This is a genomic window from Sinomicrobium soli (assembly GCF_003285545.1).
Taxonomy (GTDB): domain Bacteria; phylum Bacteroidota; class Bacteroidia; order Flavobacteriales; family Flavobacteriaceae; genus Sinomicrobium.
This window is the reverse complement of the sequence record NZ_QLNV01000007.1, coordinates 193,530-217,574: the sequence shown is the minus strand read 5'-3', so window position 1 is coordinate 217,574 and position 24,045 is coordinate 193,530. Positions and strand designations below refer to the sequence as shown.

At 46.4% G+C, this 24,045-nt stretch carries 17 protein-coding genes and 1 tRNA gene; 10 read left to right on the top strand and 8 right to left on the bottom strand.

What is annotated here, in order from left to right; genetic code table 11:
• Nucleotides 1-15 precede the first annotated feature (15 nt).
• Nucleotides 16-825 (bottom strand): RNA polymerase sigma factor, encoded by an 810-nt coding sequence (locus tag DN748_RS11305; RefSeq protein ID WP_112371932.1) that lies wholly within the window; start codon nt 823-825, stop codon nt 16-18.
• A gap of 375 nt (nt 826-1,200) precedes the next feature.
• On the opposite strand from DN748_RS11305, the gene DN748_RS11295 reads away from it, so the two are divergent.
• On the top strand, nt 1,201-1,470 hold the full coding sequence (locus tag DN748_RS11295; RefSeq protein ID WP_112371930.1) for a helix-turn-helix domain-containing protein: 270 nt from the start codon (nt 1,201-1,203) through the stop codon (nt 1,468-1,470).
• Between the two features lie 133 nt (nt 1,471-1,603).
• Here the strand turns inward: DN748_RS11295 and DN748_RS11290 are convergent, their stop codons facing one another.
• The 5 genes from DN748_RS11290 to DN748_RS11270 all read right to left on the bottom strand — a co-directional run bounded on the left by DN748_RS11290 (nt 1,604) and on the right by DN748_RS11270 (nt 7,677).
• On the bottom strand, nt 1,604-5,530 hold the full coding sequence (locus tag DN748_RS11290; protein WP_112371929.1) for a T9SS type B sorting domain-containing protein: 3,927 nt from the start codon (nt 5,528-5,530) through the stop codon (nt 1,604-1,606).
• A 53-nt stretch (nt 5,531-5,583) separates the two neighbouring features.
• Complete coding sequence (locus tag DN748_RS11285; RefSeq protein WP_146746600.1) at nt 5,584-6,138, bottom strand: hypothetical protein; 555 nt, start codon at nt 6,136-6,138, stop codon at nt 5,584-5,586.
• A gap of 6 nt (nt 6,139-6,144) precedes the next feature.
• Nucleotides 6,145-6,432 carry a hypothetical protein gene (locus DN748_RS11280; RefSeq protein WP_112371927.1) on the bottom strand — a complete coding sequence of 96 codons (288 nt, stop codon included), beginning with the start codon at nt 6,430-6,432 and terminating at the stop codon, nt 6,145-6,147.
• A gap of 170 nt (nt 6,433-6,602) precedes the next feature.
• Entirely contained in the window at nt 6,603-7,289 is a 687-nt protein-coding gene (locus DN748_RS11275; RefSeq protein ID WP_112371926.1) for a hypothetical protein, read from the bottom strand.
• 58 nt (nt 7,290-7,347) lie between these two features.
• Nucleotides 7,348-7,677 (bottom strand): DUF4870 domain-containing protein, encoded by a 330-nt coding sequence (locus DN748_RS11270; RefSeq protein ID WP_112371993.1) that lies wholly within the window; start codon nt 7,675-7,677, stop codon nt 7,348-7,350.
• Nucleotides 7,678-8,262: 585 nt separating this feature from the next.
• Here DN748_RS11270 and DN748_RS11265 point away from each other — a divergent pair.
• From DN748_RS11265 to DN748_RS11255, 3 genes are all read left to right on the top strand, one after another.
• Nucleotides 8,263-10,068 carry a flotillin family protein gene (locus tag DN748_RS11265; RefSeq protein ID WP_146746599.1) on the top strand — a complete coding sequence of 602 codons (1,806 nt, stop codon included), beginning with the start codon at nt 8,263-8,265 and terminating at the stop codon, nt 10,066-10,068.
• A 152-nt stretch (nt 10,069-10,220) separates the two neighbouring features.
• Complete coding sequence (locus tag DN748_RS11260; protein ID WP_112371924.1) at nt 10,221-11,882, top strand: YeiH family protein; 1,662 nt, start codon at nt 10,221-10,223, stop codon at nt 11,880-11,882.
• On the top strand, nt 11,879-12,109 hold the full coding sequence (locus DN748_RS11255) for a hypothetical protein (protein WP_112371923.1): 231 nt from the start codon (nt 11,879-11,881) through the stop codon (nt 12,107-12,109). The genes DN748_RS11260 and DN748_RS11255 overlap by 4 nt, the downstream gene beginning before the upstream one ends.
• A gap of 115 nt (nt 12,110-12,224) precedes the next feature.
• On the opposite strand, the gene DN748_RS11250 is transcribed toward DN748_RS11255, so the two are convergent.
• Nucleotides 12,225-12,626, bottom strand: coding sequence for an RrF2 family transcriptional regulator (locus tag DN748_RS11250; protein ID WP_112371992.1), 402 nt, complete (start codon nt 12,624-12,626; stop codon nt 12,225-12,227).
• Nucleotides 12,627-12,904: 278 nt separating this feature from the next.
• Between DN748_RS11250 and DN748_RS11245 the strand changes: the two genes are divergently transcribed.
• Both DN748_RS11245 and DN748_RS11240 read left to right on the top strand, forming a co-directional pair.
• Nucleotides 12,905-12,975, top strand: a tRNA-Cys gene (locus tag DN748_RS11245).
• A gap of 115 nt (nt 12,976-13,090) precedes the next feature.
• On the top strand, nt 13,091-15,649 hold the full coding sequence (locus DN748_RS11240; RefSeq protein ID WP_112371922.1) for a TonB-dependent receptor: 2,559 nt from the start codon (nt 13,091-13,093) through the stop codon (nt 15,647-15,649).
• A gap of 29 nt (nt 15,650-15,678) precedes the next feature.
• On the opposite strand, the gene DN748_RS11235 is transcribed toward DN748_RS11240, so the two are convergent.
• Entirely contained in the window at nt 15,679-16,287 is a 609-nt protein-coding gene (locus DN748_RS11235) for an RNA polymerase sigma factor (RefSeq protein ID WP_112371921.1), read from the bottom strand.
• A gap of 157 nt (nt 16,288-16,444) precedes the next feature.
• On the opposite strand from DN748_RS11235, the gene DN748_RS11230 reads away from it, so the two are divergent.
• From DN748_RS11230 to DN748_RS11215, 4 genes are all read left to right on the top strand, one after another.
• Nucleotides 16,445-17,605: a FecR family protein gene (locus DN748_RS11230; protein WP_112371920.1), complete on the top strand. Its 1,161-nt coding sequence runs from the start codon at nt 16,445-16,447 to the stop codon at nt 17,603-17,605.
• 240 nt (nt 17,606-17,845) lie between these two features.
• Nucleotides 17,846-21,208, top strand: a complete 3,363-nt coding sequence (locus DN748_RS11225) for a SusC/RagA family TonB-linked outer membrane protein (RefSeq protein ID WP_161554543.1) — start codon at nt 17,846-17,848, stop codon at nt 21,206-21,208.
• 19 nt (nt 21,209-21,227) lie between these two features.
• Entirely contained in the window at nt 21,228-22,709 is a 1,482-nt protein-coding gene (locus DN748_RS11220) for a RagB/SusD family nutrient uptake outer membrane protein (protein ID WP_112371918.1), read from the top strand.
• Nucleotides 22,710-22,747: 38 nt separating this feature from the next.
• Nucleotides 22,748-23,980, top strand: coding sequence for an AhpC/TSA family protein (locus DN748_RS11215; protein ID WP_112371917.1), 1,233 nt, complete (start codon nt 22,748-22,750; stop codon nt 23,978-23,980).
• Nucleotides 23,981-24,045 lie beyond the last annotated feature (65 nt).

The following is a 24,045-nucleotide window of genomic DNA, read 5'->3' as shown; positions in this document are numbered from 1 at the left end:
CCTCAAATTAAATTTTCAGGCTGTAATCCGTTCAACACCGGCATGCTCAGCCCTTTGTAGATTATGCTTCTCCTGCATGAGCTTATACGCGGTTACGAATTCTTTGTGAACTTCCTTTTGGGACAGGTTCAGCGTTTCGGCAATTGAAGCAAAGGAGTACTTCTTGTCGCATCTGAGTTCCAATACCCTTTCCTGTTCTTCGGTCATCACAGCCGGGGCCTGCCTTTCAACGGCAGACTTTTGTTCCGTTTTAAGCTTGCCCCCTTGATGGACGATGGTTCTAATGTCCCGGATAGCCCGCTTGACCTCATTACTGGTTTCGGTGATCCCCTTTCCCATCACTTCGGCAATGGCTTTATACTGAAAGCCGTATTTTAAGCAGAGCTCAATCAGGTGTCTTCTCTCCGCATGGAGCAGGGGCAGAATGCTTTTGACCCGGTCGAAGGCCTTTTGCTCCGACTCTTGGTCTTTCAGGTTTTCAGACACGCTTGCCGGGTCGTACCCCGCCATATAGTCCTGGTAGTTGTCGTAGTTCTCCAACGAATTGATTTTCCTGAAAAACCTGTTCCTGGGTTTGGTGTAATATGAAATACATTCCCTTTTCATTACAAACTTTAAGAAATGGAGCATATGCTCAGGCCTTTCTATCCTGTCCCTGAGCACCCATAACTTTAAAAAAGTATCCTGGACCAGGGATTCTACTGCAAAATGATCGTTTAGCATTCGATTACCAATCCAAAAGATAATTCTGTTGTATTGCGCATAAATTTGTTCCAAAGCGGCAGGGTCGCCTCTTTTTAATAGTTCATAATTGTTACATGACATAACAGACCTCGTTTAAATAGCTGATGCGAGTTCTTACGTTTTATAAGGAGAAGATAGCTTTGAAAACGGTTGAGAAGAATACCCTTTTTACAAACAAAAAGGCGTGGCACTCAAATTACCGAACTGAGGTACTGGTATACCCTGGAAACGGTAACAGAGCCCACGCCCGGGTCGTGAGCAAAGTTACTTATCATCCCGTTTCCATAAAAATTACCAGTTTTCAGTTCGAGATTCAAAGCAATTGCTTCTAATATTTTCCTTCAGAAGAATCGCAAAAATATGTAATCTGAACCAAATATAACAAAAATCACTTAATTGGAAATATATTTCCAAAGAATATTATTGAATAAATGCAAACTTGTCGAAAACAAGTACATGAATTCAGGGAAGATAGATATCACTTTAAAGGAAATATTGTTATCCATCGGTCGAAAAATAAAAGAGGAAAGAGAGAAGCAGGGGTATATACTGGAAGATATGGATGCCCTGTGTGATATAGACCCGAGTGCGTTCAGCAAGATTGAAAGAGGGGTTTACGACAATATTACGCTGAAAACACTGGTCAGGATATCTATCGGATTACAATTGAAAACCTTTGATGTATTCGGTATTACATTTTCTCTGGATGATTTTATTGAGGATTAAGATATTTTCCTTTATCCAATGGGCAATTGTTATTGGCCTCCAGAAAACGAGACGTTTTGCATGGCAAACATGCCTGTTGACGGATATGAATATCGTACAGGCGGTGATCATAACTGTATAGAGTGGTTTCATCTTAACGTTTTAAGACCAAAAAACCTTTTAATTTCTTGAAATGGTGGTTTTCCGGAACATTTTCGATTTGGAAGAAATACGTTCCGGAGGGCAGTTCGCCGGCTCCGAGGGTGGTGAGCCGGTTTGCCCTTCCCTTAAACACATTCGTCCGGTTGTCGTATCCCCGGACCCGGAATACCATATCGCCCCAACGATTGTAGACAGAAACGATATTTCCGGGATAACTTTCGATTCCGTGAATGATCCACACATCATTGATGCCATCGCCATTAGGTGAAAAGCCGTATTTGGTTTCATCGGCTATTACGGAATTACCGGTTTCTGTGGTAAAACTGATTCCGGGACATCCGGTAGCTTCGCCTGCCGAATTATAGGGAATCACGGAAACATAAATGACCGTATCCTCCGGGAAATCCGCTGTGAGGTTATAGGTTGTTCCGCTTACATCTTCATTATCGACAATATCTGTTCCTCCTGAAGTAGTACCGATGCTGATATAATATCCGTCTGCATCGGCAATAGCGTTCCAGGTAATATTGGTGTTTATGCTAACATCCGTAGCCCCGTCGGTTGGGGAAGTAATGACTGTACAATCCGGAACTGTTGCCAGGGTTTCCGTAGTAAAACTGATCTCCGTACAACCCGTGGCATTTCCAACTGAATTATAGGGAATCACGGAAACATAAATGACCGTATCCTCCGGGAAATCCGCTGTGAGGTTATAGGTTGTTCCATTTACATCTTCATTATCGACAATATCTGTTCCTCCTGAAGTAGTACCGATGCTGATATAATATCCGTCTGCATCGGCAATAGCGTTCCAGGTAATATTGGTGTTTATGCTAACATCCGTAGCCCCGTCGGTTGGGGAAGTAATGACTGTACAATCCGGAACTGTTGCCAGGGTTTCCGTAGTAAAACTGATTCCGGAACAGCCCGTGGCATTTCCCGCTGAATTATAGGAAATTACGGAAACGTAAATCACCGTATCCTCAGGGAAATCTGCTGTAGGATTATAGGAAGTACTGCTTACATCTTCATTATCGACAATGTCTGTTCCTCCTGCAGTGGTTCCTATACTGATATAGTATCCGTCCGCATCGGCAATAGCGTTCCAGGTAATGTTGGTGTTTATACCAACATCCGTCGCTCCGTCGGTTGGGGAAGTAATGACGGTACAGTCTGGCGCTGTTGCCAGGGTTTCCGTGGTAAAGCTGATTTCGGAACAGCCCGTAGCATTGCCGACTGAATTGTATGGAACGACCGAAACATAGACCACCGTATCCTCAGGGAAATCTGCTGTGGGGTTATAGGAGGTACCGCTTACATCCGCATTATCGACAATATCTGTTCCTCCTGCAGTGGTGCCTATACTGACATAGTATCCGTTCGCATCGGCAACGGCATTCCAGGTAATATTGGTGTTTATGCCAACATTCGTCGCTCCGTCGGCCGGGGAAGTAATGACGGTACAGTCTGGCGCTGTTGCCAGGGTTTCCGTAGTAAAACTGATTCCGGAACAGCCCGTGGCATTGCCCACTGAATTATAGGGAATTACGGAAACGTAAATCACCGTATCCTCAGGGAAATCTGCTGTAGGATTATAGGAAGTACCGCTTACATCTTCATTATCGACAATATCTGTTCCTCCTGAAGTGGTACCGATGCTGATATAATATCCGTCCGCATCGGCAATGGCGTTCCAGGTAATATTGGTGTTTATGCCAACATTCGTCGCTCCGTCGGCCGGGGAGGTAATAGCGGTACAGTCTGGCGCTGTTGTCAGGGTTTCCGTAGTAAAACTGATCTCCGTACAGCCCGTGGCATTTCCCTCTGAATTATAGGAAATTACGGAAACATAAATGACCGTATCCTCAGGGAAATCTGCTGTAGGATTATAGGAAGTACCGCTTACATCTTCATTATCGACAATATCTGTTCCTCCTGAAGTGGTACCGATGCTGATATAATATCCGTCCGCATCGGCAATGGCGTTCCAGGTAATATTGGTGTTTATACCAACATTCGTCGCTCCGTCGGCCGGGGAGGTAATAGCGGTACAGTCTGGCGCTGTTGCCAGGGTTTCGGTGGTAAAACTTTCTTCCGGACATCCCGTAGCATCGCCGGCGGTATTGTACGGAACGATCGTCACGAAAATGATCGTGTTCTCGGGGAAATCCGCTGTTGGTGTATAAGTGGTTGTATTCCCGACATCCAGGTTGTTTTCAATATCGGTTGCCCCGGGAGAAGTTCCGATGGAAATATAATATCCGTCCGCATCGGCGACGGCATTCCATTGAATGGTCGATGTCACCTCCACATCGGTATCACCGTTTAACGGACCGGAAAGTGTGGTGCAATCGGGTGGGGGCAATGTAGAGGCCGACTGTAATTCATAAGCCCCGGCATCCACATACGTGCCGAACAATCTGTCGTTCCCGGCCAAATCCTCGTCCGCTGCCGGTCCGTTCCCTTTCACCGTGGTATAAAGGTTATTTCTTCCATAGTCAACGGCCGGACTACCGCTCTGCAAGCTAAAATCACCCCCGGTAAAATCCTGGAACAAGGGGTCTGTTCCTGTTAAATTGTTGGAACCATTCGTGTTTTCCTGAAATATATTCCTCCTGAAATCTTTTTCACTCTGATCCGGATTGTTACTGTCCCTGTCTACATCAGGCCATAAACCGGTACCATTTATGGTTCCGGCAGTATTATCGAAGAAAACGGAATTAAAAATATGAGTCTGATAGGTGTAGTATTCCGAACTTTCCCGGGAAGGGTGGACAATCGCCGTTTTTTCGTTGGACACAAAGGTTGAATTGGTTACATACAATTCCTCTCCACTGTATATCGCACCGCCTATGGTTGCTGTTGTATTTTTATCGAACAGCGAATTGGATACGGAGAGTTTTTGCCTGTTAAATATGGCTCCGCCATGATCTGATGAAATATTCTGACTGAATGACGAGTTGAATATGGAGAGTTCGGTACTATTGGAGATGGCTCCCCCGTTCACAGCATGGTTTTGGGTGAAAGTGGAGTTTGTAACGGTTGATGGGTCCCCTTTAAAAAAAATGGCCCCTCCGTCTTCTTCTGAAATATTGCTCCTGAAAACAGAGCCATAAATATTGGTACTGTCAAAATTGACATAGATGGCCCCCCCGTTATCGTTACTCTGGTTGTTTTCAAAATGGCAATCTATGATTTGGGCATTCTCTCCCCAAGCAAAAATAGCCCCGCCGGGATAGTAGGAGGAATTGTTTATAAACCGACAGTTTTCAACCCGGTTATTGGTTCCAAACCGTATATGAATGGCCCCGCCACCAATGTTGCCTGCTTCCCACATGTCGTTTTGAAGGACACGGTTGTTTTCAAACAGTGAATTTTCAATCACAATATTATCTACACTCCATAAGTAAATGGCTCCGGAACCTATTCTGTTTTCCGAGGTATTATTCCTGAAAATGCAATTGTTGATCCTTGTGCCGTTCCCCTGGATATATAGCGCTCCTCCCTTTACATCATTAACATCGGTACCTATGTCGGCATAACCGTTAATAAAGGAAATTCCATCAAAAAGCGTATTGTTGGTGCTATTACCCGTCCTTATCATATACACTATATTTTGACCATCGATGATACTGGGATAAGCAGCAGGATCTCTTTGGTTCCCGGAGCCCGAAAACCCTCCCAGAATTTCCATTGTCCGGTTGATAACGATTGTCGATGCTACCGTATAAGTTCCCTCTCTAAGCCATAGGGTCGCTCCCGACGGCGCGTCCGAAACAGCATCGGGCAAACTACTCGCTTGTTCCCACGAACTTCCGTCGCCGGTACCGGTAGGGGAAACATAAATCTGGGCACTTGAAAATGTACTGAACAACAGCAGGATAAATAACGGGACCAGGTTTTTTATTGAGATGTTCACCTTCAGAAGTTTTTAAATTTTATTGCTCTATGCTTTCCCTTCACTACGCTCCTTTACCACCATTCCGCCCGGGGCAGGGCATAATGGGCCGTATCCTGTTCTTCCTGCCAGGGGGCCCTGTGGAACAGCCAGGATTTCTCTATCTTGTCAAAATCTATATTGAGGTCTGTTTTTCCCCATTGATACCCTACTTTATACGCTTTTTCCCCATCGTTTATGGTACCGAATAACATCGGTTCAGAAGATCCCGAAACACCACCGGTATATTGGACGGCTTTTTCCAGCTTCAGTTTTGTTCCCGCCGGAAATGAGGTTATCCTGACCGCATCGCCCGTTTCTTCCATATTGTGTATGTATTGCCAATCCGGATGCAGGCTGTCTGTCAGGGTATAGGGATATTTATTGGTGGTCACCATCCTTATCTTTTCCTCGAACACCACGGTTTCCTTGTCGAGTGTCACTGTTTTCCCTACCCATTCCTTAAAGGGCTCATATTGATCTATATTAGTAGATTTAGTTTTAATGGTGGCGTAAAGCATAAAGAGGAACAGCCCGGCACCCCCGACAATAACCAGTGCGATGATACCCATAATTTTCTTTGTCGTCATAGCGGTTTACAGGATTAGAAAGGTGGTTAAGCTTCCGAGGGTCGAAATTGCCGTCAGAAAGAGGTTGATATACAGTTTGGTCTTCCGGTTTTTATGATATAGCACCACGCTTTCTATCCCGAAACACAAAAAACATAAACAGCTGGTGAGTATAAAAGCATAAATCACCCCAAGTCCCATCGGGTCTTCCCTGCCATCCAGGATGATCTGGTAAACTATCAGAAATAGCAGGAAAACCGAGATCAAACGGATGACCAGGTGCAGTATCCAGCCTGTGTGTTTTTCGCGTGTCATTGGTTTATTAGTTCTTAGTTCTTGGTTCGTAGTGTGTCATTCGGACGATAGCGCCTGTCCCGGCCTTTTCGGTCGGGGAAGAATCTCCGGTGCTTCAGCTATACTTTTGAAACTCCTTTGTGCCCGGGACAGGCTGTTCTGAATGACAACTCCCGACTTCCTGTTGTTATTTATTTCTTGTCCGTAATATAGATTTCCGTCAGCCCGTCCTCCGATTTAAACCGGATATCATAGCCGCTTTGCTCTGATATTTTCACCGGAGTCATACTCCCGGTTTCGAAATCAGTGCTGTTGAGCTGTGATCCCGGCTTGTGCTGTTTGCTCATCTCTACGGATTTTGCGATGTGATATACATCCCCTTCGACCTCCAGGATCTTGAACCAGCCGAAATTGCCTTCCATCCCCAGGGGGTTTCCTTTCTCCCTGTATATCTCGTACCGGCCAAAATAGATATCGCCCACCGCCGGGGCCTGTTCCATAGCCACTACTTTTTCAGGCTTGGGCAAAGGCGGCTTTACGCTATCATAAATCAGGTACCCGAAGACCCCTGTGAAGAAAAGAGCAAACAGCCACCCGACGACGGTCATTTTAAACACGAAAGGAGGCTTTGGGGCTTCCGCAATTTTTTGCCTTGCAAATGCTTTCATTTCGGGCGTCCAATGGCGGCGGGCAATTTTCTTGCCCGTGGTATTGTCGCGAAATTCCCCGGCGGCTTTTTTGGTGTATAAGGTATAAATGATGGTCCGCACCTTATTTCTGTAAACGCTCAATACCATCGGGCTGTTGGGGCTTTTGGGATTTCTCAGCCTTTCAGTCGAATGGGATGCCTGTTCTATTTTGTTTATTATAAAAAACATACGTATTGAGTTTTATCGGCTTTAACGTGTTTTCAATACCGTGTATTCAGTGGGAATATCATTCTTTATCCAGAAAAGGAAATTTGTTCTCAAACATTCTGCCTGCAAGGGGCAGGGGTTTTTTTACTTCGTTAGCGGCATTGATAATACCTATGACCATTATGAGAAGAAATAAAATACCGGCATAACCGATGATACCTCCCAATGACGGGGAAACCATTGAAATAATGACCACGGCCACGTTAAACAATATGGTGAGCAGCAAAAGTCCGAGCCCTTGTTTTAAATGATAGGTACTGAAATCGTTTCTTTCGTTTTTCCCCCCGAAATAGGCAATCAGCCAGAATATCCCGAGATAGCTGATTATGGACTGTGTTTTTGGATTCATCTGTGTCAGAAATTTGTTCTGAGCAAAAATGGTGACAAATGAATTAAAAACACCTGCAAACACTTTAACAAAGCATCTACAGCGACTGAATATTGTATATACAAAGCATCTACACGAGTTTTATTGTGCGCTGTTTCAGTGGTCTGAAGTGGTTGTTGGTTTTTTGGTTTGTTAGTTGTTAGTTTGTAGTTGCTGTCATGGACAATCCTGTCATTCAGAACGCAGCGCAGCGGAGTGAAGAATCTCCCCCCACGATCAAAGGAGCTTCGACAGCATAACGGAAGCCCCACAGATTCCTCCCCGACCGAAAAGGCCGGGACAGGCTCTATCGTCGGAATGACAACTCCCGACTCCCGACTTCTGACCATTTCGCTGTTTGCAAACTAACGATAAGTTATTCAGGGAGCCACCCAATAACCCAATAACTCAGTAACCCAATAACCACTTCATTGCTTGTCGAAAACCTGTGGACATCGGGTTCAGGGTTTAGTTGACCATAGCTGTGTGTTTTGTTGTTTACAACAGCCTGTCGTGCGAATATCCCCGATTTTTTCCTTAATTTGTCGTAATTGTAGATACGAAAATATGACGCTAAAGCATTTTTTACTATTGCCGGTCCTCCTTTTTACCGGCTTTTCGGCAGGGGCACAGCAGGTTTTGCCGGCGACCAAAGCGGTATTGGACCAGGTAGAAGAATTACAATTGCGCAATAAGCCGGAAGAAGCCCTTAAGGTGCTGGATACGAGTATAAAAACGACTTCGTCTCCTGCCGATCTGGCCTATTTGTATGCCTATAAAAGCAGTTTTTATACTTTTTCCGACAGCCTTTTACAGGCAAAGCAACTGGTAGATCTCAGCATGGAAAATGCCCGAAAATCAGAAAACAATTTATCTCTTGCTGTTGCATACAGGGCCGGGGCCTATCTCAACAGTATAATGAATATGCCTGATGCCGTGGTGAAAAATGCTCTCGCCGGGCTGAAATATGCGGAACACAGTGACGAAGACCCGGCTACCAAATACCATCTTAATTATCTTTTATACGGTGCATACAGCAGATGGGACGAGGGTGATAAAATGGAAAAATACATCCGGAAAGCACGGGATTATGCCATAAAGGCAAAAAGCATCAACCTTCAGGTCAATGTTAACAACGGTATTTCAAGCATGTATCTGGCGCATTACAAAAGGGATCGTGAAAAAAGCCTGTTAGACAGTAGTTATCACTACCTGAACCAGTCTTTTGCCCTTCTTGAAAAACACCCCGGAAAAGTAAGCGGCAACACCTTCGTCATCACTTGTATCAACCTGGCCAATTACTATCTGGACCATGCTTCCGGAGATTTGGAAGCCCGGGAGGAAAAAGCATTTGATTATTTGAAGCTCACCGAAGAAAAACTCAAAAACAAGGAAGCTTCTTCCGAAAAATGGATCAACGTGTTCGGTATCAAAAGCGGGTTTGCGAAACAGAAAGGCGACCTGGCACTTGCCGAGCAGTACCTTTTACAGGGATTGGCCCTTTTGGTCAACGATGATACAAACCATTACAGGCTGGAATATGCCGTAAATAAAGACCTTACGGATATTGCCCTGAAAGAGGGCAATCCCGGATTGGCGGTAAATTATCAGCAAAATGCGGAAAATGCGTTGAAGAAATCGTTTAACGAGCAACAGCTTTTCAATGCCCAGAAACTGGAAGTACAGTATGAAACCCGGAAGAAGGACCAGGAACTGAAACTGCTGAAAGAAAGGGAAGATTTCAGTAGGAAGCAGAACTACCTGTATGGTGGCATTGCCCTTGCCTCACTGTTCGGGCTGGTATTTATGTTTGTGTCGTACCATTTCAGGTTGCGATATTCCATAGAGCGCGAGAAAAAACTGGCCCGGGAAAAAGAAGATGCCCGGCAGCAGGCACAAATACAGCTGAAACTGGAAAAGGAGGAACAGGCCCGGCTTAAGGCCGAACAGGAGCTGCTTGACCTGCGACGGCAGCAGCTGGAAAAGGAAGCCCTGGCCAATTCGCTGATTATCGAGCGGAAAAATGATACACTCCGGCAGATTCAGGACAAAATTCAGAGCGGGGAAGCCGGGCATATCCAGAAACTGATCAAGGAAGAAATGTTGATGCAGGCCGATTTTGAAGACATCAGGATGCAGATACAGGAACTGCACCCCGATTTTTTTAACCGCTTAAGCGAAAAGGCCATCCAGAAACTGACTCCCCTGGATCTGAAATACTGTACGTACCTGTACCTGAAAATGGACACCAGGCAAATCGCCCAGGTGCTCCACGTAGAACCGCAAAGCGTACGGATGTTCAAATACCGTTTAAAGCAGAAGTTCGGTTTGGGAAAGGATGTGGGACTGGAGGAATTTCTGAGGACGTATTGACCTTTAGAGAAAAGATTTTGAAAAGATGGTATCTTTACAGAGCTTAAAAGTGATTAAAACAGGAGAGTATGAAAGCTCATAAATCCGAAACAGGTTTGGGGCCGGCCAGCCAGGCATAAAACCAAACCAATGACTTACGAATTTTTGTATAGATGAAAAATATATTGAGAAGTGAAGATATATGGGCTTTGCTGATCGGAGGAGCCCTTATCCTTTTCGGATTACTGATATTTTTTGTATTGCCCTATAACGATATCAGGGAAAAAAATGAAAGACTGACCGCTGACCTGGAGAAAGAGGAACAACATCCTTATAAAACGGTAGACTGGTACCATTGGTCTGATGCGGCAGCCCGTCTTTCCTCCGGGCAGACCACCGCAGGAAAACGGGTCAGGGAAATCCTGGCCACTCCGGAAAAATGGCAGTTTAATCCCCTGATTTCGTTGTATAAAGAAGCACAACCGGAGGCAGATATAGACAAACAGCAGCTCTCCGGCCTGGAACGAAAGGCCCGGGATCTGCATGGGGAGGTTATAAGCCGGGGAGATAAGGCAGGGACTGATGTGGTTAGGAAGGCGGAAAATGCTTCAAGCCAATGGTATACGGCACATGAAGCCGCAGAAAAAGCAAAAAAGTCCGGGGCCTCTTATAACCTTTTCCGGAGTTTGCCGGTCCTTGCACTGTTGCTGGGTATACTGTTTGCTGTAGGGGCGTATTTTATGAAGACCGGGTTTCTTTCCTTTTTAAAGGGGTTTGCCGGGGTCTTTTCCCTTTCCGTACTGGCCTTTATTCTCGGGGGGCAGCGTGATATCAGTTCTATGGGGTTCGGGTACCCGTTATGGGGTATTGTACTGGGCATGCTGATATCCAATACGACCGGAACGCCTTCGTGGCTGCAACCGGCAGTAAAGACCGAATATTATATAAAAACGGGATTGGTGCTCCTCGGGGCGGAGATCTTGTTCGGAAAAATACTGTCTATCGGTCTGCCCGGTTTGTTCGTGGCCTGGATCGTAACCCCCATAGTGCTGGTGGTCACCTATTGGTTCGGGCAGAAGGTACTTAAAATAACCAGCAGGTCGCTGAATATTACGATCAGCGCCGATATGTCGGTCTGCGGGGTCTCCGCAGCCATAGCAACCGCAGCCGCTTCGGGAGCCAGCCGGGAAGAACTGACCCTGGCCGTAGGCCTCTCCATGATATTTACCTCCGTGATGATGGTGGTGCTCCCGGGGTTTATCAACCTCGTGGGTATGCCTGAGGTCCTCGGAGGTGCATGGATAGGGGGGACCATCGATGCTACGGGTGCGGTAGTTGCCGCAGGGGCATTTCTCGGCGAAACGGCCCTGCAGGTTGCAGCCACCATTAAAATGATCCAGAATATGCTTATCGGGGTAATAGCCTTTTTCGTGGCGTATTATTTTACGAGGAATTCCGGGGAAAATTCCGCCACGGGAAGCAGGTTGCGGCTTAATGAACTATGGCTGCGCTTCCCGAAGTTTATTATCGGTTTTGTCGGGGCATCGGTACTGGTATCCCTGCTGTATCACATGGCGGGAGACCATATGGGAGAGGCGCTTGTAGACCGCGGGCTGATACGCAGTTTTACCAAAGACCTGAGAGGGTGGCTTTTTTGCCTGGCCTTTGTAAGTATCGGCCTGTCTGTTAACATCAGGGAACTTCGTTCCCGGTTCAGCGGGGGCAAACCACTTGTACTCTATGCATGCGGGCAGGCCCTTAATTTACTGCTTACACTCGGCATAGCCTACCTGATGTTTTATATCGTGTTTCCCGAAATAACCGAACAGTTATGATAAAGCGTAAAATTATTAAACTCGGTATCGCTATTGTCGCCGTAGCCCTGGTCCAGGCAGTACTGCTTTTTATACATCGTCATCTTCCGGGCAATGAAAGATTCCGGGAATACGCCCGGAAGGAGAATGTAAACATGAACGCCCTGTTTTATTCCGAAGAGGGACATACCAGCCATGCCGCCCGGGATCTCCGGAGTAAGGTCGAAGCCTGTAAGGCTGGAGAGTGATATTCCTCTGTTCTTCCTCAGCACCTCCCGGAGGTGGGGCTCATGGCGTGTGGCTATCAAATGCCCATAAAGGTGCTTAAATACCTGTAATGTTTTTTGGGATAATGCCGGTTTCCTACATCTCCGTAATGGATCTTTGCAGGACAGGAAGCATGGACTCCCTGAGTTTGAGGAAAATACCCCGTACCCTGCATGTTTTTTCGTCAATGCATTCCTCGCAGGTCTCGTAGAAGTTTTCCGAGGTACAGGTAGTCAGTGCAATGGGCCCGTCAATAATGCGCATAATCGAAGCGACCGTAATATCTTTCGGGTTCCCGACAAAACTGTACCCGCCCCTGGGACCGCGCCTGCTGGTAACAACCCTGTTTTGCTTCAGGGTATTCATAATCGCCTCCAGAAACTTATAGGGTATTTTTTCAGCTTCTGAAATTTCTTTGGTAGACACCGGAACCAGTTCCGGATGTTCATAAATATAAATCAAAGCCTTAATGGCGTATTTCGCCTTTCTCGATAGCATATTCCCTGAAATATATGCAATAATAAGAAGATAAGTTAAGCTACTCAAAAAAAATTGGACCCGTTAATTGACATGAGGGTCCTTTTTTGAAGTTTCCCCGGTGGAAATATCACTTTGAATATTTAATTCCTATTTCATCTATAGGTTTTGTAGTTTAATTATTGATTTATATATTTGCGTGTTGTTGGCACACAGGAGAAGTGAAGGAGCCTGTGGTGCTGATATTCGGGTATAACGGTAGTATAATTGATTGGAGAGATGATATTCAGGGAAGTAATTGCCCCGTGTCCGAGTGGCGAGGTGAAGCTCTGCAAAAGCTTTTACAGCGGTTCGATTCCGCTCGGGGCACCAACCGATGCCGTCCACCCGGTATGATATGAAGGGTCCCGGTACCTGTTGTTCCGGTAATTTTAAACATAAAAACATATTATTCATATAGGAATAGTTATATAAACAAAGTAATAATGAGAAAGATTTTTACACTTATTTACGCAATCCTGTTTGCCGGGTTGTCTGTTTCATTCGGGCAGCAGTATATAGAAGGAAAGGTGGTCGATGCCGGCGACGGGCAGCCTTTGCCCGGCGCCACCATAAAGGTAAGGGGGAGCACCGAAGGGACCACGACAGATTTTAACGGCGTTTTTTCCCTGAAATTTACAGGAAACTATCCGCTTCGCCTGCAGTTTTCCTATCTCGGGTATCAATCCAGGGAATTAACGGTAAGCAGGGAAGAATTCCTGTCGGTAGGCCTGTCTCCGTCCTCTGCTTTTCTGGCTGAAGTGGTCGTATCGGCAAGGCGGAGAGATGAGACGGCCCTGGAGGTTCCCATTCCGGTGTCTGTAGTGGGAGGTGGAAAAATAGAGGAAACCGGGGCCTTTAACGTCAACCGGGTCAAGGAACTGGTGCCCACGGTACAGCTTTATTCCTCCAATCCCCGGAATACCACCTTAAATATCCGCGGACTGGGATCTACTTTCGGGCTTACCAATGACGGTATCGATCCCGGGGTGGGCTTTTATGTCGACGGGGTGTATTATGCCCGCCCGGCGGTGACCACGCTCGATTTTATCGATATAGACCGGATCGAGGTACTCCGCGGCCCGCAGGGAACGCTTTTCGGGAAAAATACTACCGCCGGAGCGTTTAACATCACCACCCGGAAAGCGTCTTTCGATCCGTCTTCCAGCTTTGAGACCAGCTTTGGTAAATACGGTTTTGTACAGGCGAAAAGCTCGGTAACCGGTGGGTTGATCGCGGACAAGCTGGCCGGAAGGATATCGTTTTCCGGTACGCATCGAAACGGTACCATTTACAATGTGGCGCGGGATGAACACGTCAATACGCTTAACAACATAGGTTTTCGCGGGCAGCTGCTGTTTACCCCCAATGAAGATATAGACATTACCCTTATCGGGGACATATCGAGCCAGAAGCCCAATGGTTATGCCCAGGTCTTTGCCGGGGTGGTCAGAACACAGCGTCCGGAATTCCGGCAGTTCGACCAGATCATTGCCGACCTGGATTACGAATTGCCGGGCCGGAACCCGTTCGATCGCGTTATAGATCACGACACGCCCTGGCGTTCGCTGAACCAGCTTGGCGGCCTGTCTGTCAATGCCGATTTCCATTTTGCCGGGGGAACACTCACCTCTACCACGGCCTGGCGTTACTGGAACTGGGGCCCCTCCAACGACCGCGATTTTACCGGGCTTCCGGTACTGAACCTCTCCCAGGCCCCTTCAAGGCACGATCAGTGGTCGCAGGAGATCCGTTATGCCGGTGAAATTTCGTCCCGCTTGAGTGCCGTACTCGGTGTTTTTGTACTGTGGCAGGACCTGAAATCCGATCCCGTGCATACCCAGGAATCCGGTGCGGCACAGTGGCGGTTTGCACAGAATACACAGGATCCCCTATGGCAGACACCCGGACTTCTGGAGGGCTACGGCATTAAGACCACCAACAGGCTGAAAAGCTTCAGCGGCGCTGTATTTGCCAATATCGACTGGGAGGTCAGTGAGGTATTTCACGTACTGCCCGGGATAAGGTTTAATTACGATACCAAGGATGTAGATTACAAAAGGGAGACCTATGGCGGACTGGAGACCGATGACCCTGATCTTCTCGCACTGAAGGACCGGGTATACTCCGACCAGCAGTTTACTACCGATGTGAACAACACCAATTTTTCCGGTCAGCTGACCTTGAAATATCAACCTGTCAGCTCTTTTAATGCTTACGGTACTTTCTCCACGGCCTATAAACCGATAGGGGTAAACCTTGGTGGGTTACCCACCGAAAACGGGGAACCCCTTCTCGATCTTGCCGAGGTGGAACCGGAATACGTCACACATTTCGAAGTGGGGTTCAAATCCAAACCCGCACCCAATGCGTCTTTGAATTTTACGGCGTATAACACTTCAATAAAAGATTTCCAGACCGTGGTCCAGACTCCTGAACTGGGGGTAAACCGGGGTTACCTTTCCAATGCCGATAAGGTAAGGGTAAGGGGAGCAGAACTGGAAGGCAATGTTTATTTCGGCGAACATTTTTCTTTTTTCGGCGCTGCAGCCTATACTGAAGGGAAATACGTGAAGTTCGAAAATGCCCCGGTTCCCCTGGAAGAGGTGGGTGGAGAACAAGCCTTTAAAGATGTTTCCGGCGGACGGCTTCCCGGGATTTCCAGGTGGGCCGGTTCCCTCGGCGGGGAACTTACCTCTGCTTCCGTGGACTTCTGGAGACAAAACGGTACCTTTTTCTTTGGTTTCGATTCCTTTTTCCGTTCCGGGTTTTCTTCCAGTCCGTCACCTTCAAGGTATCTCAACGTCCCGGGTTACGGCATTTTCAATGCCAGGGCCGGTTTTCGGGCGGTTGAAGGGCTTTCTGTGTTTGTATGGGGCAGGAATATACTGGACAAGGACTATTACGAACAGTTGCTGCCTGCCGGCGGAAGCGCCGGGCATTATGCTGCGGTACTGGGAGACCCGGTGACTTATGGGGTAACCCTTAAATATGAATTCAGGTAATATGAATATGATCCGGTCTCTTGTTTTCCTTACACCTTCAGGTGGCGTATCATCCTTTTTTTTGCTCCCGGAAGTAACAGGAATAGCGTGTGAAAACAGTTTTTGAGTTCTTTCCTTAAGATCCGGAAAGCCTTACTGATCTGGTTTTCCACGGTATTGGATGAGATGTTGAGATATTCGGCGATTTCCACATTGGTCAGTCCGTTCTTTTTGCTCAGCAGGAATATTTCCCTGCATTTGGGAGGAAGGTCCTGTACTGCTTCAAATACCCGTTTTACCAGTTTTTGGCTGTCTTCGGTATCTTCGGTATCTATGATCTCATGGAGGTGTTTTATATAGCGTTTTTCCGTGTTTAACAAGGCCGTATTTTTTCTGTGCTGATCTATGTATTCGTTGTAGACCGACTTGTACAAAAAACTTTTCAGGGAGGTCTGTATCGTAAGAAGATGCCTCCTTCGCCATAACCGTACAAAAACATTCTGGATGATATCTTCGGCAGCCAGGCGGTCATTCGTCAGGCTGTTGGCATAAATACACAACCTGCGATAGTATTTCTCCATGAGATATACATATGCTTTCTCATCCCCTTGTTTCAGGGCTGAGATCAATTGATGATTATCATTAAAGTCGGCTTTCAAAAAATGCTTTTTAACAGATTATATTCAATGAAATACAGGGATTTGAAGGCTTCAGGGAAAAGTTTTTACCAAAATTAAGAAAAAAACACAAATAACGTAGTGGTGTTGGAAACGGAATTCGTCATAGCAGTAAAGAAAAGAGGAAACAGAGGATCCCATGTCATCAGAGCACTTGATCATCAAATACATCACCCGGTCCATTACGGTGGAAGAGCTGGAGCAACTGGAGGAATACCTGAAAGACCCTGTCAATGACAAAGTGTTCAGGTCGTATATAGAATTGAATTATACCCTGGACGATCTTATGGACGACTATGACCATCTCGAAGCCGGAAAAAAACTGCGCGCTGTGATAAAAAAGGAAAAGGAACAGGCGATAGCCAGACGGCGGGTAGGATATACCAGGTATGCTGCCGTAGCTGCCGCGGTCCTGTTGTTAGTATTGCTTCCGTTCCTTTTCCGGAACGATGTTTCCGGGAATAGCGAAAGTGATAAAGTAAATACGGTCGCCACGGTTCCCCCGGGAATGGATAAGGCCGTATTGACCCTGCAGGACGGACGCAATGTTGTGCTGGAACAGGGGAGCGGGTTTACTACGGATAAGGTGAGGAGTGACGGGAAAAGCCTGGTCTATTCGGGAAATACACCGGCAGGTACCGGTGCCCCGTCATTTAATTATCTCACGGTACCCAGGGGCGGACAGTTTTATGTGCAGCTTCCGGACAGTACCGGGGTGTGGCTGAATTCCGAATCCAGGTTAAAATACCCGGTACATTTTATCGGTGACCGGCCACGGGAAGTGGAACTGGAGTATGGAGAAGCCTATTTCGATGTTTCGAAAAGTATCTATCACGGGAACAGGTCCTTCCGGGTAAAGACGGGCAGTCAGACCGTGGAAGTGCTGGGGACGGAATTTAATATAAAGGCCTACCGGAATGAGAACCGGATATTGACCACATTGGTAGAAGGAAAGGTAGCAGTGCGCAAGGGTACCCTGAAGGAAACGATGCTTGCGGGGCAACAGTCGGTAACCGAAACGGGAAAGGATATCCTGGAGATCACCGAGGTGAATACCACCACGGAAGTAGCCTGGAAAAACGGTCTTTTTGTATTTCACGAAATGTCCCTCGAAGAGATGATGAAGATCTTATCCAGGTGGTATGACCTGGACGTGAAATTCGAAACGGAAGATAAAAAGGGAATAGTGTTTTCGGGAATTCTGAACCGTTTTGAAAATATCAATGGCCTGCTGAAAAATATAGAGCGTACCGGGGAAGTCAGTTTCCGGATGGAACACAAAACCCTGATCGTAAAATAAACCTGTCAGAACCAGAGGCAATGTCAATGTCCTGAGCTTGCCGAAAAGAATAATATTTAAACCGTTTGTAAAACAAAAGAAAATAAAAAAAGGAACAAAGCCAACATCTTTCCACGGGCGTGGCTTCATTCCTTAGATACGTCAATTAAAACCAAAGTTTAACTAACAAACCACAAATTTATGAAAATAAAACGGAAGAGGGTACCTCTCCCCGGCGGGGGAAAAGTTCTGCTATTTGCGATGAAAACTTTAATTTTTCTTTACTGTACCGTGGCATTCAGTCTGGGATCGTATCACGGATTTTCACAGAATGCAAGAATAAAGATAGATGCGGATATGACCTTATCTGTCGAACAGATATTTAATCTGATAGAGTATCAAACCGATTATAAGTTTATTTACCGGCATGATGCCATAAAGGATGCTCCTCTGGTCAAAGTCAGTAAAGGGGTGATGATTGCCGGAGACCTGCTGCGTATGGGGCTGGAACCGATTCACTATTATTACGATTTTGTAGACAATACAATTATAGTAAAGCGAAAAGAGGCTATTCCGGAAGAATATAACATACCGCAGTCACTCCAGATTGCGGGAACCATTACCGGTGAAGACGGGATGCCTATAGGGGGAATTACGGTATATGTAACCAATGTGGAACCCAGTAGTAAACGCATTGACAGGGAGTTTGTCATAAGGGGGACCTCCACCGATCTCGAAGGTAGTTTTTCCCTGGAGGCAGAACCGGGTTACTTCCTCGTGGTAACGGGACTTGGTTATGAGTTTACCTATCTTGAGATCACTGCGGAGCAGACCGTTTACAATATTGTTTTAAAGGAAGAAGTAAGTGCCCTTGAAGAAGTTATGGTGGTGGGGTATGGAACTACAAAAAAGAAGGATCTCACCGGTTCGGTAGGATCTATAGACTCGAAGGATATAGAGCAGATCAAGGCGCAAACTGTGGAAAGGGCCCTTGTGGGAAAGATCCCCGGGGTATATGTCTCTTCACAATCGGGAGGCCCCGGTAGTGGAGCGATAGTACATATCAGGGGGCTGAGCCAGCTTACAGGTGATAACCAGCCTTTGTATGTGATTGACGGAGTACCCGTTGTGATGAACCCGCAATTTGAAAAAGTGGGAAGTATCGGGGTTTTTGGCAACCGGGAAAATCCGTTGCTCTCTATCAATCCGGCAGATGTAGAGCGGGTAGACGTATTAAAAGATGCTTCGGCTGCTGCCATCTACGGTTCCCGTGCTGCCAACGGGGTGGTGCTGATTACAACAAAACGCGGCAGACGCAACCAGAAGGCTAAACTTGATTTCTCGTATAGTACAACTATTCAGAATCCTGCCAATACTTATGATGTATTGAACGGAGACCAGTTCCGTGAGTTTATTACTGCGCAGGGACTGGACGGGGAAATAGATCTTAGTGACGCCGATACCGACTGGCAGGACAAGATCGTTAACCACAATGCTATCTGGAATCAATACGACCTGAGCATTTCCGGTGGAACGTCTAAGGTGAATTACCTGGTATCCGGGAGAGTTGCAGATCAGGAAGGTGTTATGCTGGGCAATAAATTTACGAGGTACAGTTTTACAACGAGCCTTGATGTCGATATTACGGAAAGGTTGAAAGCAGGAACCCATTTCAGTTATAACCATGCCATTAACAAGCGTTCAGGACTTATCAGTCTTTCGTCGGGCGCATTTTTCCGACCGGATCTGCCGGTGTTCAATGAAGACGGGACCTATTCTACCTCACCGGCGAGCAGGGGGTTTATACTCAGAAATCCGGTAGGTGATGCCGGAAAAGTAAGAAACAAGGCTGTTTCCCGCAATGTACTGGGAAATATCTATGGAGAATACAAGATCCTGGACCACCTGAAATTCAGATCACAATTGAGTATAAACCTGACGAATGACAGAACTTCTGAATTTAGTCCGTCGTTCACCCGCGAAGCCTTGTGGGGAATTTATGATGGTACCGAAGGGGCTCTACTCAATGTGCAACACAATTCAGGGATAAGTACTTCCTGGTCCAACACGCTGAACTTTAACAAAACCTTTGCTGAGGCGCATACCATAGATGCCGTGGCAGGGGTTTCCTGGGACCACTATAGGCTTGATCTCGAATCACAGAAGTATGCAGGTTTCCCGGATGATGAAGTGTTGACTGACATCAATTCGGCCAATGATTTTGTAAATGCAAACAGTGATGTTAGTGAAACTGCATTGAATTCCGTATTCGGAAGAGTGAATTACAATTATAAAGATAAATACCTGGCTACCTTTACGGCACGTTATGACGGCTCTGTAAAATTTGGCCCGGATAACCAGTGGGGATTTTTCCCTTCCGGGGCACTGGCGTGGAACATACATCATGAAGATTTTTTAAAGGGCAGCAGTAGCTGGCTGGATCAGTTGAAATTAAGGGCCAGCCTGGGACGTACCGGTTTAGATAACCTGCCTGCCTTTACCTATCTGTCATATTACCGTGCCATGGGCAATAGCGACTCTTTTTATGATGGCATTAACGGGATTGTGGTGGAAGGAGTCCCGAATTCCGGGATCAGGTGGGAACAGACCGACCAGTTAGACCTGGGACTTGAATTTGGCATGTTCAATAACAGGCTCAGCGGCGAGATTGTGTATTTCGATAAGAAGACCAGCGGTATAATTTTAATGGTTCCCATTCCGGCCCAGACGGGTTCTTCGTACTGGAATGCCAATATTGCCGACGTTTCGAACAAGGGATGGGAATTTGCACTGGGCGGTGATATCATCAGGTCGTCGCAATGGAGGTGGAACTCATCGTTCAACATATCTTTTGTAAATAACAATGTAGATGCGTTACATGGTGGTGCCACTTCTGCCTATGGCAGTGCAGGGATTGTAGAGGGAGAGTCTGTGGGGGTAACCCTTGGATACGACGTGGTATCTATTGCACAGACTCCGGAAGAGATCGATGCCCTCAACGCCGGGGCTCCGGACGGCAATTACTATAGCGGCCTGGTGCAGCCCGGTGATTATATTTACAGGGATATGGACGGAGATGGAGAGATTACCAACGCCGACCGGACCCCGTTGGGGGATATCAATCCCGATTTTTTCGGGGGATGGAACAATAGTATATCCTATAAGAACTTTGATTTCGGATTCAACTTTAATTTTGTAAAAGGTAATGACAAGGTATGGAGGAGGGGAGCTGACCAGTTTGCCTTTGTCGAGGCTTTCAACAATGTAACCACCGATGTATTTGATACCTGGACCCCTGAAAATACCGGTGCCGAATATGCCCGGGTAGGATCGCAGACGCATTTGGTGACCAGCAGGAATGTGAGAGACGCTTCATATATCCGGCTGAGGTCGGCATCGATAGCCTATAACTTTCCCAAAAGCTGGCTGGCCAATACCGGAATCAGCAATATACAGCTTTCGGTTAGCGGTAACAATCTGATTACGATTACCAGATATCCGGGCATAGACCCGGAAAGTGTATCTCCCCAGAGAGGAGGAGCTACCATGGACCTGATGAGCGATGAAGGTATCTTCTATCCGCAGATGAGAACCTTTACCATAGGAGCAAGACTAAGCCTGTAACCCGTTAAAAAACAGATAAATGAAAATATTAAAATATATATATGCCACTGTGACAGGGACGCTTATCATGAGCCTGTCATCGTGTGAACTGGCAAAGGACCTGGACGATTATGAACCCAATTATGCCCTGGATGCAGATAAGGCCATTGTGGATGAAGCCAGTGCAGAGCTGGCCCTGGCAGGAGTCTATTCCGGCTTTCGCCAGCGGAGTTCTTCCGGAGGTATCCCTGAAATATACCTGGTCCCTTCCCTGATGAGTGGGAGTATGATCAATAATTCGTTGTTTAATAACACTGCTGAGGTTCTGGGATATGTAAATAACAACCCCATAGCCATAGGGGCCACATCCGGGCTGGGAGTTTATACGTGTATGTACGATATTGTTAATCGTTGTAATTGGCTCATTGAAAAAGTCGAGGTACTTTCGGAAAATGCGTTTACGACCCCGAACCGGAAAACGGAAATACTGGCCGAAACCAGAGCCGTGAGGGCCACTGCAAATTTTTACCTCCTGCGTCTTTTCGGACAGTTTTACGATACCACATCGGAGTATGGCATTACCTTGAGAACAGAACCGGCAAGGTCGGATGAAGCATTTCCGCGAAATACCGTAACCGAGGTTTATGACGCTATTATTGCCGATCTGGATGAAGCCATTGCAGGGGCTCCAGATTTAAGGGCAAAATATTATGTGAATAAAACCTATGCCAGGGGGTTAAAAGCCAAAGTATTGCTCTACAAGGGTGATTATGCTGCTGCGGCTTCACTGGCCGGAGCAGTTATTGAAAGTTCCGGACCAGATTTTGCCCTGGCTGCAGATTATGCCGGTATCTTCACAGACCACTCTACCCCGGCCTTGTTCGATAGTCCTGAAATTCTCTTTGCCTCGAAGGGAGAGCCACAGGCCGGAGTTGGTATGGGAAACTTTACAGGATTCTGGGCATCGATTGCCCCCGGCTATATTACTTTCGGGGAACAATCGATGACGGTAGGAGGTCAGGACATTACTCATGATGGCGAAAGAATAACGTCAACAACATTCGATGCCGACATTATGGGTATTGATACTTACAAGGGAAATGCGGAGAATGGCGACCAGTATGAAATGGTCTATCACCTCAGAATGGCTGAGGTTTACCTTATTTATGCCGAAGCGGCTGTACGGGGTAATAACAGTGTGACGACAGAAGCCCTGGAAGCACTGAATGCGGTACGTATACGTGTCGGGGCTACTTCTACCGGGGGAGATGGGTTTGAAATATACCCTGCCACTATTACACCGGAGCAGTTCCTGACAGCCGTGCGGATAGAAAAATACGTGGAATTCGGAACCGAGATGGGAGAAGAATGGTTCGACCTGGTACGGTATCACTTTGTCGACGGTCTGGATATCACTGCGATAAAACCTTCGGCAACAGATCCTGATAAGTATATTCTGCCCATAGACGGAAATACTATCGAGGCCGGGGGAAATGTCGTAAAACAAAATCCGGGGTATTGATATACTACGATTCAAAAAACACTTAAAAAAGTCACATCATGAATGGTATACGTATTTTAAGTATGGTAATTCCCGTATTTCTTCTGGGATGTAATTCCGGCACAAAGCTATTACCGGAAGATACATTTCGTATAGAGGGGAATATCAGGGGCGTTGAACAGGGGGAGGTGCGTATAGTGTCCAGGGATATGCGTGCCGGGAATGAAACCGTAATCGATTCGGGTATGGTACACGGAGGAAAATTCGAACTACAGGGAAGCTTGCTTTCTCCCAGACAATTATCGGTTGTGATCCGCACAGGACAAAAAACATTATACAGTAATTTCTTTGCAGAAAACTCCGGTATACAGGTACAACTGGATACTGCCAGGTATGATTTCAGGAATGAGAACTACAGCACGCTCATAGCACAGGTACGGGGATCGGAATTACAGGATGAATATCAGGAATATTTGGATCTCGGGAAAAAGATCAGGGAAAAACTAAAACCTCATAATGCTTCTTTTGATACGTTGAATACCCGCTATATTGCAGCAAAAAAGGGAAAGAATGAAACTGAAGCGGCCATTCTTGATGCCAGACTCGACAGTATCAGGGAATTGATGTCCGGGATAAGGGAAGGTCTTGATGCTGTAGATGAAAACTATATAAAAGTTTACCCCGATTCCTATATATCTTCCTATCTGCTATCCGCAAAGATCGCTGATTACGGCCTGGAGAAATCCACCGGCTATTACAATGCTTTTAGCCCTGAAGTGAAAGAAGGTTTCTACGGTAAATCGGTTTCAAAACAATTGGAAAAACTAAAAAGGGCATCGCCGGGAGCGAAGGCTCCGCTGTTCTCGGCACCGGATATTAACGGAGATACTCTTAAACTCGAAGATTTCAGGGGGCAATACGTGCTGTTGGACTTCTGGGCGAGTTGGTGCAAACCCTGTAGAAAAGGAAACCCACATCTGGTTAAACTATACGAAAAGTATAACAAGAAAGGTTTTGAGATCATAGGGATCTCTGATGACGACAGAAATGAAGGAGCGTGGAAAAAAGCCGTAAAAGACGATGGTATCGGGATCTGGCGTCATGTTTTGCGGGGATTACGAGTAGACAGGTCCAACAGATATAAAATTCTGGATGGCGGAATTTCGGAACCGTATGATATTCATTATCTGCCTACAAAAATCCTTGTAGATAAGGACGGGATGATCATAGGGAGGTACGGAAGCGAAGAAGAGCCTCTCGATGCCAGGTTACAGGAAATATTCGGAGAATAGATCCTGTTGAAGAAGAGTTCTCATAATTTTTTATTTTTGATCAGAAATGGACACCATAAAAACAA

Bases quoted from the DNA above. Each gene is read 5' to 3' on its own strand.
- DN748_RS11285 (WP_146746600.1), bottom strand. From the start codon at position 6,138: ATGACGACAAAGAAAATTATGGGTATCATCGCACTGGTTATTGTCGGG.
- DN748_RS11280 (WP_112371927.1), bottom strand. From the start codon at position 6,432: ATGACACGCGAAAAACACACAGGCTGGATACTGCACCTGGTCATCCGT.
- DN748_RS11215 (WP_112371917.1), top strand. From the start codon at position 22,748: ATGAATGGTATACGTATTTTAAGTATGGTAATTCCCGTATTTCTTCTG.
- DN748_RS11225 (WP_161554543.1), top strand. From the start codon at position 17,846: ATGAAAACTTTAATTTTTCTTTACTGTACCGTGGCATTCAGTCTGGGA.
- DN748_RS11250 (WP_112371992.1), bottom strand. From the start codon at position 12,626: ATGCTATCGAGAAAGGCGAAATACGCCATTAAGGCTTTGATTTATATT.
- DN748_RS11270 (WP_112371993.1), bottom strand. From the start codon at position 7,677: ATGAATCCAAAAACACAGTCCATAATCAGCTATCTCGGGATATTCTGG.
- DN748_RS11275 (WP_112371926.1), bottom strand. From the start codon at position 7,289: ATGTTTTTTATAATAAACAAAATAGAACAGGCATCCCATTCGACTGAA.
- DN748_RS11305 (WP_112371932.1), bottom strand. From the start codon at position 825: ATGTCATGTAACAATTATGAACTATTAAAAAGAGGCGACCCTGCCGCT.
- DN748_RS11220 (WP_112371918.1), top strand. From the start codon at position 21,228: ATGAAAATATTAAAATATATATATGCCACTGTGACAGGGACGCTTATC.
- DN748_RS11260 (WP_112371924.1), top strand. From the start codon at position 10,221: ATGAAAAATATATTGAGAAGTGAAGATATATGGGCTTTGCTGATCGGA.
- DN748_RS11230 (WP_112371920.1), top strand. From the start codon at position 16,445: ATGTCATCAGAGCACTTGATCATCAAATACATCACCCGGTCCATTACG.
- DN748_RS11265 (WP_146746599.1), top strand. From the start codon at position 8,263: ATGACGCTAAAGCATTTTTTACTATTGCCGGTCCTCCTTTTTACCGGC.
- DN748_RS11240 (WP_112371922.1), top strand. From the start codon at position 13,091: ATGAGAAAGATTTTTACACTTATTTACGCAATCCTGTTTGCCGGGTTG.
- DN748_RS11295 (WP_112371930.1), top strand. From the start codon at position 1,201: ATGAATTCAGGGAAGATAGATATCACTTTAAAGGAAATATTGTTATCC.
- DN748_RS11255 (WP_112371923.1), top strand. From the start codon at position 11,879: ATGATAAAGCGTAAAATTATTAAACTCGGTATCGCTATTGTCGCCGTA.